The 14,057-nt window shown below is 67.5% G+C and carries 14 protein-coding genes; 4 read left to right on the forward strand and 10 right to left on the reverse strand.

Annotation, left to right across the window (positions count from 1 at the left end; all coding sequences use genetic code 11):
- Positions 1 to 104: 104 nt before the first annotated feature.
- Positions 105 to 731: a helix-turn-helix domain-containing protein gene (locus IEQ11_RS23185; RefSeq protein WP_046658224.1), complete on the forward strand. Its 627-nt coding sequence runs from the start codon at positions 105 to 107 to the stop codon at positions 729 to 731.
- Between the two features lie 112 nt (positions 732 to 843).
- Here IEQ11_RS23185 and ung read toward each other — a convergent pair whose 3' ends face one another.
- The 4 genes from ung to ftsE all read right to left on the reverse strand — a co-directional run bounded on the left by ung (position 844) and on the right by ftsE (position 4,482).
- Positions 844 to 1,548, reverse strand: a complete 705-nt coding sequence (ung, locus tag IEQ11_RS23190) for a uracil-DNA glycosylase (protein WP_191823548.1) — start codon at positions 1,546 to 1,548, stop codon at positions 844 to 846.
- Positions 1,545 to 2,402, reverse strand: coding sequence for a response regulator (locus tag IEQ11_RS23195; RefSeq protein ID WP_036113187.1), 858 nt, complete (start codon positions 2,400 to 2,402; stop codon positions 1,545 to 1,547). The genes ung and IEQ11_RS23195 overlap by 4 nt, the downstream gene beginning before the upstream one ends.
- A gap of 398 nt (positions 2,403 to 2,800) precedes the next feature.
- The gene (gene ftsX, locus IEQ11_RS23200) at positions 2,801 to 3,799 is read right to left on the reverse strand and encodes a permease-like cell division protein FtsX (protein WP_191823549.1); all 999 of its coding nucleotides are present in this window, start codon (positions 3,797 to 3,799) and stop codon (positions 2,801 to 2,803) included.
- Positions 3,796 to 4,482 carry a cell division ATP-binding protein FtsE gene (gene ftsE / locus IEQ11_RS23205; protein ID WP_191823550.1) on the reverse strand — a complete coding sequence of 229 codons (687 nt, stop codon included), beginning with the start codon at positions 4,480 to 4,482 and terminating at the stop codon, positions 3,796 to 3,798. Before ftsE ends, ftsX begins: the two co-directional genes overlap by 4 nt.
- A gap of 312 nt (positions 4,483 to 4,794) precedes the next feature.
- Here ftsE and IEQ11_RS23210 point away from each other — a divergent pair, with 312 nt between their 5' ends.
- Positions 4,795 to 5,235, forward strand: a complete 441-nt coding sequence (locus tag IEQ11_RS23210; protein WP_191823551.1) for a hypothetical protein — start codon at positions 4,795 to 4,797, stop codon at positions 5,233 to 5,235.
- Positions 5,236 to 5,539: 304 nt separating this feature from the next.
- Here IEQ11_RS23210 and rhlB read toward each other — a convergent pair whose 3' ends face one another.
- On the reverse strand, positions 5,540 to 7,339 hold the full coding sequence (rhlB, locus tag IEQ11_RS23215; RefSeq protein ID WP_191823552.1) for an ATP-dependent RNA helicase RhlB: 1,800 nt from the start codon (positions 7,337 to 7,339) through the stop codon (positions 5,540 to 5,542).
- 257 nt (positions 7,340 to 7,596) lie between these two features.
- Between rhlB and trxA the strand changes: the two genes are divergently transcribed.
- Positions 7,597 to 7,929: a thioredoxin gene (trxA, locus tag IEQ11_RS23220; protein WP_036113311.1), complete on the forward strand. Its 333-nt coding sequence runs from the start codon at positions 7,597 to 7,599 to the stop codon at positions 7,927 to 7,929.
- Positions 7,930 to 8,223: 294 nt separating this feature from the next.
- Positions 8,224 to 10,032, forward strand: a complete 1,809-nt coding sequence (rho, locus tag IEQ11_RS23225) for a transcription termination factor Rho (protein WP_425494694.1) — start codon at positions 8,224 to 8,226, stop codon at positions 10,030 to 10,032.
- Between the two features lie 127 nt (positions 10,033 to 10,159).
- Here the strand turns inward: rho and IEQ11_RS23230 are convergent, their stop codons facing one another.
- The 5 genes from IEQ11_RS23230 to IEQ11_RS23250 all read right to left on the reverse strand — a co-directional run bounded on the left by IEQ11_RS23230 (position 10,160) and on the right by IEQ11_RS23250 (position 14,047).
- A complete protein-coding gene (locus IEQ11_RS23230; protein WP_191823554.1) occupies positions 10,160 to 11,962 on the reverse strand; it encodes an XVIPCD domain-containing protein in 1,803 nt (600 codons plus the stop codon).
- Between the two features lie 193 nt (positions 11,963 to 12,155).
- Positions 12,156 to 12,344, reverse strand: coding sequence for a hypothetical protein (locus tag IEQ11_RS23235; RefSeq protein ID WP_191823555.1), 189 nt, complete (start codon positions 12,342 to 12,344; stop codon positions 12,156 to 12,158).
- Positions 12,341 to 12,523, reverse strand: coding sequence for a hypothetical protein (locus IEQ11_RS23240; protein WP_191823556.1), 183 nt, complete (start codon positions 12,521 to 12,523; stop codon positions 12,341 to 12,343). The genes IEQ11_RS23235 and IEQ11_RS23240 overlap by 4 nt, the downstream gene beginning before the upstream one ends.
- 219 nt (positions 12,524 to 12,742) lie before the next feature.
- The gene (locus IEQ11_RS23245; RefSeq protein ID WP_191823557.1) at positions 12,743 to 13,612 is read right to left on the reverse strand and encodes a hypothetical protein; all 870 of its coding nucleotides are present in this window, start codon (positions 13,610 to 13,612) and stop codon (positions 12,743 to 12,745) included.
- 114 nt (positions 13,613 to 13,726) lie between these two features.
- Positions 13,727 to 14,047 (reverse strand): hypothetical protein, encoded by a 321-nt coding sequence (locus IEQ11_RS23250; RefSeq protein ID WP_191823558.1) that lies wholly within the window; start codon positions 14,045 to 14,047, stop codon positions 13,727 to 13,729.
- Positions 14,048 to 14,057 lie beyond the last annotated feature (10 nt).

The following is a 14,057-nucleotide window of genomic DNA, read 5'->3' on the forward strand; positions in this document are numbered from 1 at the left end:
GCGTGACTTGGCAATGCTTCTCAACCGCCCAGATGTCCCGGCGATATCCGTTGGCCTCGTCCCGCCCGACCAGTCCCGATCTCGCCGCCAAACCGGAGATACGGATGAAGTCGCAACAACCGACCATCGGCGGCCTGCTGCGCTCGCTGCGCGCCCGCAACCAGTGGACGTTGAAACAGATGAGCCAGCACTCGGGAATCCCGCTGTCGACACTGTCCAAGATCGAACACGACCGGCTGTCCCTGACCTACGACAAGCTGCTGCAGCTGAGCCAGCGTCTGGACATCAGCATGTCCGAGCTGTTCGCCGAAACCCCCACGCCGCCACGCCGCACGGTCACCGCCCGCCGCAGCATCGGCCGCATCCGCGACGCGATGCGGGTGACCGGCAAGAACTACGACTCCTACTACCTGTGCTCGGAACTGCGGCGCAAACGCATGACGCCGGTGATCAGCCACATCCGCGCGCGCAACCTCAAGGAATTCGGCGGCTTCGTGCGCCGTTCGGGCGAGGAGTTCGTGTACGTGCTCAAAGGCGCGGTCGCCTTGCACACCGAGTACTACGACACCACCGTGCTGCAGACCGGCGAAGGCAGCTACATCGACTCGAACATGGGCCAGGCCTATGTGCTGGCCGAGGGCTGCGACGCGGCCACGGTGCTGGCGGTGTGCTCGTCGGACGACAATGAGGAACTGCTGGCGTCGTTGATGGCCAGCCAGGACGAAGCCTGAGCAGGCGCGGCCGGCGCGGGCAAACCCGGCGCCGGCCACGTGGCTTCGCATCGCTCAGCGGTATGCACGCACATGCGTCATTCGGCAACGGTCAGGACGAAGACGCGTCCGGTTACAGCGCGCTGCGCGGCGGCAAGGTCCAGTCGATCTCGGGCTGGCCTTGCTTGGACAGGTACTCGTTGGCGGCGGAGAAATGCCCGCAGCCGATGAAGCCGCGGTGCGCCGACAACGGCGAGGGATGCGGCGCCTTGAGCACGCGATGCCGGCGCGGGTCGATTACCTTGCCCTTGGCCTGGGCATAGCTGCCCCACAGCAGGAACACCAGGCCTTCGCGCTCGCGATTGAGCACATCGACCACGTGATCGGTGAAGCCTTCCCAACCCTTGCCCTGATGCGCGCCGGCGCGGCCTTCTTCGACCGTCAGCACGGCGTTGAGCAACAGCACGCCGCGATGCGCCCACGGCATCAGATAGCCGTGATCGGGCCGGGTGATGCCGAGGTCGCGGTGGATTTCCTTGAAGATGTTGTCGAGCGACGGCGGCACCGACACGCCGGGCAGCACCGAGAAGCACAGGCCGTGGGCCTGGCCGTAACCGTGGTACGGGTCCTGGCCGAGGATCACCACTTTCACCTGATCGAACGGCGTGGCGTCGAACGCGGCGAAGATCTGCGGCCCCGGCGGGAAGATCCGCGCGCCCGCGGCCTTGCGCTCGCGCAGGAAGGCCGACAACGCCTGCATGTCGTCGCGCGCGAACCAGTCGCCGACGCGCTGCTTCCACGAGGGTTCGAGTTTGATGCCGCGGTCGCCGTCGCTCATGCCGTCACCGCCGCGACCGGTTCGGACAGCCGCGCCAGGCGCAGCTGGAACAAGGTCTTGGTCACCAGCAGGCGCTCCTCGATCGGCTTGAGCACCAGGTCGTTGGCGCCGGCGCGCAGCAATTCGCTCTGGTTGTCGCGATTGGCGTCGCCGGTCATCACCAGCACCGGCAGACGCCGCTTGCCGTAGCCGAAGTCGTTGCGCAGTCGCGCGAGCAGGTCCTTGCCGCCCAACTCGCCCTTCAGGTAAACGTCGGTCAGCACCAGATCGGCGCCGGCATCGCCGCCGTCGCGGCCGCTGGCGCGGTGCGCTTCCAGATGCTCCAGCGCTTCTTCCACGCCGATGAAATGCAGCACCTGCAGCGCATGGCGTTCGAGCATGCGCTTGGTCGCGACCGCGACCACCCGGCTGTCTTCGACGTACAGCACGCGCGCGCCCGGAATCGCCTGCGGCTGCACGTAGCCGCGGATGAATTCGGCCAGCGCGCTGGGGCCGAGCGATTTGTCGAAATAATCGGTGACGTCCTCGGTGAAACGGCGCGCTTCCAGATGCGCCTGGGCGTCGCCGGACACCACGATCACCGGTACGTAGGCCTGCGTGGCCGCCTCGCGCACGGCGCGCGCGAGCGCGATGCCGTCGCCGTCGGGCAGGACCAGCGCGGTGGTGACCAGATCGACCTCGCCGTGATCGAGCGCGACCCGCGCCTCGATGATGCTGCCGCACTGGACGATGCGCGCATTGGGCAATTCGCGCAGCAACACGTCGGCGATGAGCTTGCGAACCAGTTTGGAACCGTCGACCACCATCACGCGGGGCGAGGTGTTATCGAAGTGGCGAAGATTCTGGCTGTGCATACGTGTGGACAATACCGTCTCGGCGACGCGGAACAGGCGGGGCGCGGAGCGCCTGCGCGGAACCGAGTGAGGATCATGCGGGGGAGCACGATTCTAGGCGCAAGCGGGGTTCGATTCCGAGCCTTGCGCAACATCATGGCAACCGTGTGTCGGCGAAACCGGCCTTGTGTCGAGTTGCGGCACGCGATGGCGCGGCGGCGTGCGTGGCCGGGCGAGGCTCGATGAGGCCGGTGCGATGCAACTTCGAAACGCACACGGGCGGGCGTTTTGGCGGCGGCGGCAGGGCTAAGACCCGACGCCCTCGGACCGATCTAGACACACAGCGCATGGCGACCTGAGCGGACAGCGTCGGGGCTGAAACCCCTCTCACAAAAAGCTCGGTCGGCTCCGCGGCCGATTCAGCCCTGCCCGGCCCGGGTCTGACGCAGGTAGTGGCCGGTCACCAGCCCCGCCCCCAGCCAGCCCAGCGCGGCGGCGCCGGCCAGGATCGCCAGCGCCGGTCCCAGCTCGAAGCCCTGCAGCTGGAAGTGACTGCCGTAACTGAGCGCGAGCGCGGTCAAGGGCTCGCGCAGGCTGTGGTCGGCCACGGTCAGCAAGGCCAGCGCGACCGCGCCGGCGGCCAGGCCGTAGCAGGCGCCCAGGTACAGGAACGGACGGCGGATGAAGCCGTCGGTGGCGCCGAGCAATTGCAGCACGCCGATTTCGTCACGCCGCGACTGGATGTCCAGGCGCACGGTATTGCCGACCACCAGCAAGGCGCCCAGGCCCAGCATCGCCGCAAGCACCCAGGCCAGGCGGCTGCCGAACCGCAGCCAGCCGTCCAGGCGCTGGCGCCAGCCGGCATCGTGCTGGACCAGATCGGCCTCGGCCAGTTGTTCCAGCGATTGCGCCAGGGCCAGTTCGTCGCCCTTGGGCGTCACCACCAGCAGGCTCGGCAGCGGGTTGCCCTCGATCGCCGACAGCGTGTCGCCCAGGCCGCTTTTCTCGCGCAGATCGGCCAGGCCTTGTTCGGGCGTGCGCAGATCGACCGCGCCGACCTCGGGCCGCGCGCGCAGTTCCTCGGCCAGGGCGCGGGCGCGTTCGAGCTTGACCTCGGGTTTGAGGAACAGGCTGATCTGGCGCGAGCGCTGCACGTCGCCGGCGAAACGTTCGACGTTGTTCAACGCCGCCCACAGCCCCAGCGGCAGCGCCAGCGCCACCGCCATCACGCCAATGGTCAGCAACGCCGCCCATGGCTTGCGCAGCAGGCGGCCGAGGCTGGCGACCAAGCTGTAGAGGTGATGATCGAGCCACGCGCCGAAACGCGACTGCGGCGCCGAATCGATCGCGATGTCGATCTCGCGGTCGGCGCCGGGGATCGGTTCTGAAGTCGTCCCGGAAGAATTCACGCTGCTCATTCGGCCAGGTCCTCGGGCGCGATATCGTCCACCAGGCGGCCGTGGTTCAACACCAGCACGCGCTTGCGCATGCGCTTGACCAACGCGAGATCGTGGCTGGCGACCAGCACGCTGGTGCCGCGCTCGGGCAAGGACTGGAACAAGGTCATGATTTCGGCCGACAGGGTCGGGTCGAGGTTGCCGGTGGGTTCGTCGGCGACCAACAGCCGCGGCTCGCCGATGATCGCGCGCGCGATCCCCACCCGCTGTTGTTCGCCGGCCGACAATTCGCCCGGCAGCGCGGTCGCGCGCGCGCCCAGGCCGACTTTCTCCAGGGTCGTGCGCACGCGCCGGCCGATGTCGGCGCGGCGCAGGCCGCGCAGCAACAGCGGCAGGGCCACGTTGTCGGCGACGCTGCGATCGGCGAGCAGGCGATGGTCTTGAAACACCACCCCGACCTCGCGCCGGTGCAGGGCGATGCGACGCCCGCCGACCTTGAGCAGATTTCGTTCGCCGAACAGCACCGCGCCGCGGCTGGGCCGCTCGCTGAGGTGGATCAGCTTGAGCAAGGTGCTTTTGCCCGCGCCGGAGTGGCCGGTCACGAACAGCATCTCGCCCGGGGCCACCTCGAAGCTGACTTCGCTCAAGGCCTCGTGGGCGCTGCTGTAGCGTTTGCTGACGTTGTCGAAGCGCAATACGGTCATGGCCGGGAGTATCGCAGAGCGAATCGCCGGAAATCATCACGTTTCGGCTTTTGCGTTTGGCCTATGTTCGCGCTGCGGTCGTCGCAGCCACGCGGACGCGCATCGACGACATCGACCGGCCGCCCTCGCGGGCGCCACAGGCCGGCACCCGCTTCACGACCGCTACCACCGCCGCGCCGGGCCGCGCCGCCGCGCGCGACGCCCTGTCCACGCGGGACTCGCAACACCGCGCACGTCCGACATTGCAACGCACGCCATCGACCCGCCGGGCCGATCGGAACCGCTTGCCATCCTTCAATGGAGTCAGACGCCATGCTCACGACCAAGACCTCGCTCGCCCTCGCCGCCCTGCTCGCCCTGGGCCTGCTGCCCAGCGGCGGCGCGCGCGCCGAACAGTACGACGCGCCGATCAACATCGGCACCCTCGCCTGCCCGGCCGGCTCGACCGGTTACGGCAACGCCCGTTTCATCGTGTTTCCGTTCTTCACCAACACCGTGCCGAACTACCGCATGACGATCTGGTGCAACGCCGCGGGCAGCGGCCGTCGCGGCCACTACGAACCCGGCGTCGGCGGCGTGTTCGTGGCCTGGCCGTACGCGGGCGGTTCGTTCGGCGTGGGTTGGCCGGCCTCGCCCAATCACAGCAATCAGTATCAGTTGCTGGATGTCGACAGCGACGGCGACCTGGACGTGTTCCAGTTGCTGGAAACCTCGCCGAATACCTGGTCGGTGTTCTTGAGCCGCACCCAATAGGCCCGGCCCGCCAATCCGAGCGCGATCGCTGCCTCGCGCATGCGCGGATTCGCGGTTCGGCTTTTGCTCAAGAACCCCGCGAATGCGGGGTTCTTGCCGTGATCGGCACGAACGCGGGGCTTGTCCGTCGTTGCGCCGATCGCGGAACCGCGACGACCGGACAGCGCTCGTCATCCCGCGAATGCGGAGATCAAGCGCTTTGCCGCGGCATGACCATCACCGCCATGCCGCGATCAATTCGCAGCCAGCATGCCGAACACGAAAGCGAAGCGGCGTTGCGCCGCTTCGCGAATCGATCCGCCGATCAGTGCTGCGTACGCGGCGGACGCGCGACCAGCGACTTGAGCTTGCGGCCGATCCGGCCCAGCAACGACGGCTTGCCGTCGCCCGAAGCGGCCGGTGCCGACGCCGCCGCGGGCTTGGCCGCGGCCGGCTTGTTGGCGGCAACCGGCTTGGCCGTCGGCGCCGCCGCATTCGCGGCCGCCTGCGCGCCTTCGGCGCCTTCGATCCGGCGACCACCGCGACGGCGACGACGCTTGCGCGGCGCGCGTTCGCCTTCGGCGGCGGCGGGGTTGGCGGCCGCGGCATCGGGATTGACCGCCGCGCCTTCGACCCGCGGCTTGCGCGGCGGACGCGGCGCGGCCGGCGCGCCGTCCTGCGCGGGAGCGCCTTCGACCGGCTTGACCTCGGTGCTCTTGGCCGGACCGCCTTCGCTGCGCGGACGACGCGGCGGCGCGCCATCGCGGCGACCTTCGCTGCGCCCGCCACGGCCCGCGCCGGGACCGCCGGAACCGCTGCGGCTGCGACCGCCGCCACGGCGTTCTTCATCGGCGGCGCGCTGTTCGCGCGCTTCCTTGAAGATCGCGCCGATGCTTTCGTTCTCCTCGCCTTCCTCGCCCGCCGGCACTTCGCGCGGCGTGCGCGGCAGCGACACCAGCAGCTCGGCGTCGACCGGCGCGGTCGGCAGCTTCTGCTCGATGTAGGCCTCGATGTCGGGCAGGCTCATCGCATAGCGTTCGCAGGCGAAGCTGATCGCGTCGCCCTCGGCGCCCAGGCGCGCGGTGCGGCCGATGCGGTGCACGTAGTCTTCCGCGTCGAACGGCAGATCGTAGTTGTAGACGTGGCTGACGCCGTCGATGTGCAGGCCGCGCGCGGCCACGTCGGTGGCGACCAGGATTTCCAGCTGGCCCTTCTGGAACTTGTTGAGCAGCGATTCGCGCTTCTTCTGCGGCACGTCGCCCGACAGCACGCCGACGCGATACCCGCCGCGCTCGAGCGAACGCGCCACGCGCTCCACCCAGACCTTGGTGTTGACGAACACCATGGTGCGCGCGCCTTCGCTGCGCGACAGCAGGCCCAGCAGCAGCGGGATCTTTTCTTCGTCGGACGGGAAGTACACCTTCTGCCGGACCTTGGCCGCGGTGATGAACTCGGTCTCGACCACGAGCTTCTCGGGCTCGTTCATGTGCTCGTAGGCCAGTTCCAGCACGCGATGGCTCAGCGTGGCCGAGAACAGCAGGGTCTGGCGCTCGGTGCGGATCGGCATGCGCCGCAGCAGGAAGCGGATGTCCTTGATGAAGCCCAGGTCGAACATGCGGTCGGCTTCGTCGAGCACGCAGATCTCGCAGGCGTGCAGCGACACGACCTTGTGCTGCTTAACGTAGTCGATCAGGCGGCCCGGGGTCGCGATGATGACGTCGGCGCCGCTCTGCAGGATTTCGCGCTGTTTGTCGTAGTCCACGCCGCCGTAGACCAGGGCGAATTTCAGGCCGAGGTCGGAACCGAACTTGACCGCGTCCTTGTGGATCTGGATCGCCAGTTCGCGGGTCGGCGCCAGGATCAGCGCGCGCGGGTCCTCGGGCTTGCGCTCGGCCAGGGCCGGGCTGGTCAGCAGGCGGTTGATCACCGCGACCAGGAACGCCAGCGTCTTACCGGTGCCGGTCTGCGCCTGGCCGGCGACATCGCGCCCGGTCAGCGCCAGCGGCAGGGTCAGGGCCTGAATCGGCGTGCAGCGCGAGAACCCGGCGGCTTCGAGGCCGGCCAACAGGGTCGGGTGCAGGTCGAACGAGGAGAAAGTGATATCGGTTAAAGGCTTGTCGCTCATGCGTTTCAGAAGTCCGCGCCGATCAGGCGCCGTAGAGTGTCGCTTGCGTGGGTGGCGTCGGCGAAGCAGACTGCCGGGGCCGAGCCGGCGCCCGAGTTGAACTCTGAAGGCAGGCTCGATGAGGCCGTGGCGCAGCCCTTGAAGGTGCCGCGAAACGCCCCAGTTTAGCGTAAGCCCCCGCCCGGCATGGGCCGCCCGGGGTTCCATTCTAGATTAGCCTGATCCGTATGGATCTGGCACCCCCGCAGGAGACCCCCGTGAGCGAAAAAGTTCTGCATGCTGGCGATTCCGACTTCGACGCCACCGTGCTGCAGTCGTCCGAACCCGTCCTGGTCGATTTCTGGGCCCCGTGGTGCGGCCCGTGCAAGGCGATCGGCCCGATCGTCGAGCAGCTCGCCGACCAGTACCAGGGCAAGGCCAAGGTGGTGAAGGTCGACGTGCAGGAATTCCCGTCGCTGGGCGTTCGCTATAACGTGCGCAGCATCCCCATGCTGCTGATGTTCAAGGACGGCCAGGTCCATTCCAGCCAGTTGGGCGCGCCGCCGAACATCAAGTCGCTGCTCACCCAGATGATCGACAAGGCCATCTGAAGCGCGTGATCTGAACCGCGTGACGCATGCGCCCGCCCCGGGCGCGTGCGTTCCGGGCCCGACCCGGCAACGTGAACGGTATAGCCCGGGAAGCTTGCCGCCACGCGGCAGCAGTGCTAGTTTCGCAACACCCGGCGTCGGACTTCGCGTCCCCACGCCGCACCCCGTCTAGATACTCATCATCAACCCACGTCCCTGACGTCCCGCTCGCCCGATGCGAGCGCTCGCCGCTTAGCGAGGAACCTCCGCTTGTCCGATAAGACCCCCGACGCTGGCGATACCGCCGAGAAGCGCGTGCGTAAACCGCGCGCCAGCAAAACCGCCGACGCCGCTCCGGCCGTCGTGAGCGATGCCAGCCCACTGATTCCGGCCAGACCGGCCCCCGCCGCGCCGGCACCTGTCGTGCCCGCGCCGGCCAAACCCGCACCCGCCGCCCCGGCTCCGGCCGCCGCATCCGAATCCTCCAGCGCGCCCGCCGCGCCGGTCGCTCCCAAAGCCCCCGCTCCGGCCGCGCATGCCGGCGGCGATTCCGCTCCGGCCGCCTCCGGCGCCAGCGATTCGTCCGCCTCGCACGGTCACGACGGCAATGGCGGTCAGCAGCAGCAAGGCCAGAACCAGCAGGGCCAGCAGCGCGACGGCGCCTACGACGCCAACCGTGGCGGCAACAATCGCCGCGACCGTTTCCGTAACCGTCGCGACCGCGATCGCAGCGGTGGCGGTGGCGGTGGCGGCGGTGGTGGCGGCAACAACCGTCCGCAGCAGCGCGGCGGCGGCGACGATTTCGACAACGGCGAGAACTTCGTCCCGCGTCCGCACCCGCAGGTGCCCGAGGGCTTCCCGCAGTACTCGCTGGGCGACCTCAAGCGCATGCCCGCGCCGAAGCTGATGGATCTGGCCGACCAGCTGAGCATCCAGGAAGGCGTCGCCCGCGCGCGCAAGCAGGACGTGATCTTCGCCCTGCTGAAAGTGCTGACCCGCCACGGCGAAGGCGTCGCCGCCGACGGCGTGCTGGAAATCCTGCCCGACGGCTTCGGCTTCCTGCGCGCGGCCGAGGCGAGCTACCTCGCCGGCCCGGACGATACCTACATCTCGCCCAGCCAGATCCGCCGCTTCAACCTGCGCACCGGCGATCACCTGTCCGGCCGCATCCGCTTCCCGAAGGACGGCGAACGCTATTTCGCCCTGTCGGTCGTCGACAGCATCAACGGCGAGCCGCTGGAAGCGTCGAAGAACAAGGTCCTGTTCGAAAACCTGACCCCGCTGTTCCCGCGCCGCAAGTTCAAGCTCGAGCGCGCCGACGGTTCGACCGAGGACATCACCGGCCGCATCCTCGACCTGATGGCGCCGCAGGGCAAAGGCCAGCGCGCGCTGATCGTCTCGCCGCCCAAGGCCGGTAAGACGATGATGATGCAGCAGGTCGCCACCGCGATCACGCACAACCATCCCGACGTGCACCTGATCGTGCTGCTGGTCGACGAGCGTCCGGAAGAAGTGACCGAAATGCAGCGCACCGTGCGCGGCGAAGTGGTTTCCTCGACCTTCGACGAACCGGCCGCGCGCCACGTGCAGGTCGCCGAGATGGTGATCGAGCGCGCCAAGCGCCTGGTCGAACACAAGAAGGACGTGGTGATCCTGCTCGACTCGATCACCCGCCTGGCCCGCGCCTACAACAACGTCGTGCCGAGTTCGGGCAAGGTGCTGTCGGGCGGCGTCGACGCCAACGCCCTGCACCGTCCGAAGCGATTCTTCGGCGCCGCGCGTAACGTCGAGGAAGGCGGCTCGCTGACGATCATCGCCACCGCCCTGATCGACACCGGCAGCAAGATGGACGAGGTGATCTACGAAGAGTTCAAGGGCACCGGCAACTCGGAAGTCCACTTGAACCGCCGTATCGCCGAAAAGCGCGTATACCCGGCGATCGACATCAACCGTTCCGGCACCCGTCGCGAAGACCTGCTGATCGAGCCCGAGCTGCTGCAGAAGATTTGGATCCTGCGCAAGCTGCTGCACGGCATGGACGAAATCGGCGCGATGGAATTCCTGCTCGACAAGATGAAGACCACCAAGTCGAACGACGAATTCTTCAGCTCGATGAAGCGCTGACCGCGCGAGATCGACGAAGAGCGCCAAAGAAAACGCCCCGCATCGCGGGGCGTTTTTGTTTACGGCGATCGCTCGGGCCGCGAGCGTGTTTATCGATCGATAAGCACGCCCGATCCGCAGAGCGAGATCAGAACCCGCGGCCGCCCGGCGTGGCCTGCTGCTGGGTCGGCGACTCGGTCGCGGCGGTGTGGCGCGCGGCGAGCTGACTGCTCGTCTCCACGCTCTGATGCGAAGCGCTGGCGACATCGAGCGTGACCATGCGCCGCGCCGGCGATTGCAGATCGCCCTGCACCGCGAACAGCTTGCTGCCGTCCTTGCTCGCGAGCAGGTGATCGACCTGGGTCAGGCCGCCGTCGCGCGCGGCCGGGACCAAGGCCGCGGCGAGGTTCTTCTGCTGCTGCTCGCTGAGCCGGTTCTGCGGGATCTCGGTGCCTTTGACCTTGTCGAGCATGTCGCGGTACTGCCCGTTCAAGGCGTTCGCGCTGCTGCTGAGAATACCGGCCACGCGCAGGCCTTCCTCGAGCGTGCCGCCGACCTTGTTGGTGTTGCGGTTGGCCGCGTCGCGCAGCTCCGGCGGCAGCAGGTAGGTGCCGCGCTCGCGCTCGCCGTCGCGATCGCGCACGTAGCGCTTGACGTCGTTGAGCTCCAGATCGAGGAACTCGCGCGCCGAGCCCTTGGCCGACTGCGCCAGCTGGATCGCCTGCGGCGCGGTGAGCTTGTCCAGGCCCTGGCCCGAGGCCAGGGCGTCGACCAGCGATTCGGGATGCACTTTCTGCTTGAGGAAGGACAGAAAGCGCTCGCGCGTTTCCGGATTCTGGCCCAGGCCATCGAGCACGCGCGTGGCGGTGGACAGCGCATTGGCGCCGTCGGTCGGCATGCCGGCGATATTGCGCATCACCCCGTTGATGGCCTGCTTGGGTTCCAGGCCCTCGCCGAACGGGAAACGCTCGCGGAATTCGTCCCAGCGCGGCTTGAGCAGCGCTTCGCGCGCGTGCTTGATCAGCTCGAAGGCGCCGGCGGCGAACGCCACCACCGCGATGCCGATCGGCGCGATGCCGATCAGGCCGCCGACCAGGCCCGCATTGCGCGCGCCGAACATGGTCGCGATGTTGCCGATATTACCGACGGTCTTGAAGCCGCCGTTGAGCAGATCGAACGCGGAGTCGACGCGCTGGTTGGTGGTCAGCGGCATGCCGGTCAGCGGGTCGCGGCCGTTGAACACGCGGCCGGCGTTCTGGCCGATGTCCCTGACGTCATGCGCCACGTCCTTGATCGCGCTGTAGCGCTCGAGGATCTTCGCCGCTTCGCGTTCGCGGCCGGTGCGGTTGGCGAACTCCAGCACCGCGGCCATCGCCGCCGCATCGAGCGGCTGGCCGTTGAGATGGGCGGCGTTGCCGGACTTGATCGCCGCGTCCAGCGCTTCCAGGGTCTGGGTGATGTCGCCGTGGCCGCCGTTGACCGCGAGCTGCTTGAGTTCGCGCAGATGCTCGTCGACCGGCGCCGGGCCGTTGGCGTCGCGCTGCGCCGACCAGGTCTTGGAGTATTCGACCAGCGCGTTCTGCGCGTTCGCCGGCAACTCCACTTCGTAACCGTGGAACGGCGGCGCAACGCGGCCGTCGGCGCGGGTTTCGCCCGGATGCAGTTTCCAGCTCAGCTCGACATCGGCCAGCGCGCCGCCGGGCGCGGAGGCCGAGGCGATGGTGGCTTCGAGCGTGTCCTCGTCGACCACCTGGCCGTTGCGTTGCAACGCATCGGCGACGAACGCGCGCAGCACGGTGTCGCGCGACCACTCGGCGTCGGCGGGCAGCAGCGCGGTATAGGTTTGCGCGTGTTCCTGCGCGGCGCCTTGCCCGGCGTAATGACGCGGGTTGGCGGCGGCATCGCTGCGCGGCAGGTGGGCGTCCAGGATCGAATCGACTGCTGCATTCATATGCACGGCTCCATGTCGGAGGGGTCATCCCCATGACCCCGAGCGCCGGCGGCAGGTCCGCGGGCGGACTCGCATGATGCCCCCGTCGCTGAACGAGAGCAATTCCGCGCTGATTTCCATGCAGTTTTTGGCTTTTCCGTACGGCGCCGAGGATTACGCGCCGCACGGGGGCCGACTGTCGCGGCGCGCCGCCTCAATCGGTTCCATGGCCGCTCGACGGCCCGCAGACGCGGGGCGGGCGCGTGGACACGTCGTTCGAAACATCGGCATCCCAAAGCGCGAACTGATGCGGCGCCATTTCGTCCATGGCGGGGTTGCAACCGCTCAGCATCGCCATCGTCAGCATCAGATACAACGTCGGCATCCACTTGCATTGCTTCACGGTGAACCTCCCTGTAGGTCGAGATGATTGCGCTCCTGCGCTATCCCGCCGATCGCGTCGCGACCGGCGGTGCCCGTCATTGTGCGTGTCGGCCGTCGCTCAACCTGCGAATGAATTGGGCCGGTATTCGCCATTGCGACGGCGTCGAAGTTCGCCGTCATGTCGATCTTTTCGGGCAAAAAAAACGCCTCCCGAAGGAGGCGTTCGATGCGACTTTCGCGGCAGCGGCCGTGCCGTATTTTTCAGCCTACGATCGACTGAATGCCCTCGCCTTCGTACCAGCGCACGCAGGTATTTTCGGCGGCGACGATTTTGTTTCCTTCCACGACAACACGCCGGGCCGATCGCGATCGAATCGTTCGCGACCGCCGCATCGCGGCCGCGAACGGCGGCGATGTTTACTGATTGATGATGAAACTCAGCACAGGCGTAATGTCGGCGACGACCTGGAACACGCTGTCGGCCGATGGCGCGCTGCAGGCGGCGTTGGTGCAGGCGGTGACCCGGTAGCGATAAGTACCGGCCTGGGTGCCGACCGCGGTCCACTGGGTGACCGGACCGAGATAAACCGTGCCCCACACGCCATCCTCGCCCACGCGATCGAGCTGATAGGTATCGGCGCCCGCCGAGGCGGTCCAGGTCACGGTGTGATTCGGCCCTACCTGGATCGACGCAGGCAGCGTCGGCGTGGGCGGCGGATCCGACACGATGATCACGACCACAGAAGAGTACGGACTTCCGCTACCGCCGATATCGCGCACCCGGTACTCGTAGTTGCCCACGGCCGCGGCAGTTTGGGTCCAACTGGTGGCTGAGCCTTTGTAGCGCTCTTTCCAGCCGCGTCCGGAGACCGCCTGTTCCAGCACATAACGCGACGGGCTCTTGCTCGACCAACTGACCGTGTGGTCGATGCCGTTACGCACCGGTGGATAAATCGTAGGCGGTGGCAAGGGCGGCGGTGGCGGTGGCGGCGTGGTGTCCTTGGTACAGGTCACCGTCGCCCATGCGCGATACAGGCTGTTGATCGCGTTCGGAGGCTGATAGGTATACCCCTTCAATACGCACGCCGAATAGCCGGCCTGCTGGGCGTTGAATTCTGCCCGGCGGGTAGCGCCTTCCACCGCGGACGGAGCGCTGAACCCGTCGGAATAGCCCTCGAAATCGAAGGTAATGATGGCCGTGGGCGACGGTTGCGCGTGAGCCTGCCCGATCGGCAGTACGGCCATGCATACGCTCAGTACGAGACTCGATAGCGTGGTCTTGTTCATTGCCCGAACTCCCTGTCGTGCGCTTGGGCGACGGCCGGCATTCGGGCATCGATCACCCCGGTTTGCACCCTGACGGACACGCCGGTGTATGCCTGCTGGTTCATGAGCCCGGCCTCAGTTGAAGACGGCGGTGACAATGACCACCGGGAAATTCTGCTCGCAACCGTTGACGTGCAGTTGCACCTGCTTGCCGGAGGCCTGGGCCGACAACAGCATCGCGTACATTTCCTTGAAGAACGGATCGCTTGGGCGCAGCAGCAGATGATCGCTGCGGCCGCAGCCATCGGGATTGATCATGTTCTGATGCTGGATCAGCACGCCGTTGTGGGCGGGCCAGATCTGCACCGAGTTGATCTTGCCCAGGGTGGTGACGCCGCCGGCCTGGGCGACGAATGCGGACAGGCACAGCACGGTGGTGGCAATGAAACGACGCATGTGAAGCTCC

It is taken from the genome of Lysobacter capsici (genome assembly GCF_014779555.2).
Taxonomy (GTDB): Bacteria; Pseudomonadota; Gammaproteobacteria; order Xanthomonadales; family Xanthomonadaceae; genus Lysobacter; species Lysobacter capsici.

What these genes read in the sequence shown, in the direction of transcription:
- IEQ11_RS23185 (WP_046658224.1), top strand. Translation starts at nt 105, where the DNA reads ATGAAGTCGCAACAACCGACCATCGGCGGCCTGCTGCGCTCGCTGCGC.
- ung (WP_191823548.1), bottom strand. Translation starts at nt 1,548, where the DNA reads ATGAGCGACGGCGACCGCGGCATCAAACTCGAACCCTCGTGGAAGCAG.
- IEQ11_RS23195 (WP_036113187.1), bottom strand. Translation starts at nt 2,402, where the DNA reads ATGCACAGCCAGAATCTTCGCCACTTCGATAACACCTCGCCCCGCGTG.
- ftsX (WP_191823549.1), bottom strand. Translation starts at nt 3,799, where the DNA reads ATGAGCAGCGTGAATTCTTCCGGGACGACTTCAGAACCGATCCCCGGC.
- ftsE (WP_191823550.1), bottom strand. Translation starts at nt 4,482, where the DNA reads ATGACCGTATTGCGCTTCGACAACGTCAGCAAACGCTACAGCAGCGCC.
- IEQ11_RS23210 (WP_191823551.1), top strand. Translation starts at nt 4,795, where the DNA reads ATGCTCACGACCAAGACCTCGCTCGCCCTCGCCGCCCTGCTCGCCCTG.
- rhlB (WP_191823552.1), bottom strand. Translation starts at nt 7,339, where the DNA reads ATGAGCGACAAGCCTTTAACCGATATCACTTTCTCCTCGTTCGACCTG.
- IEQ11_RS23230 (WP_191823554.1), bottom strand. Translation starts at nt 11,962, where the DNA reads ATGAATGCAGCAGTCGATTCGATCCTGGACGCCCACCTGCCGCGCAGC.
- IEQ11_RS23245 (WP_191823557.1), bottom strand. Translation starts at nt 13,612, where the DNA reads ATGAACAAGACCACGCTATCGAGTCTCGTACTGAGCGTATGCATGGCC.
- IEQ11_RS23250 (WP_191823558.1), bottom strand. Translation starts at nt 14,047, where the DNA reads ATGCGTCGTTTCATTGCCACCACCGTGCTGTGCCTGTCCGCATTCGTC.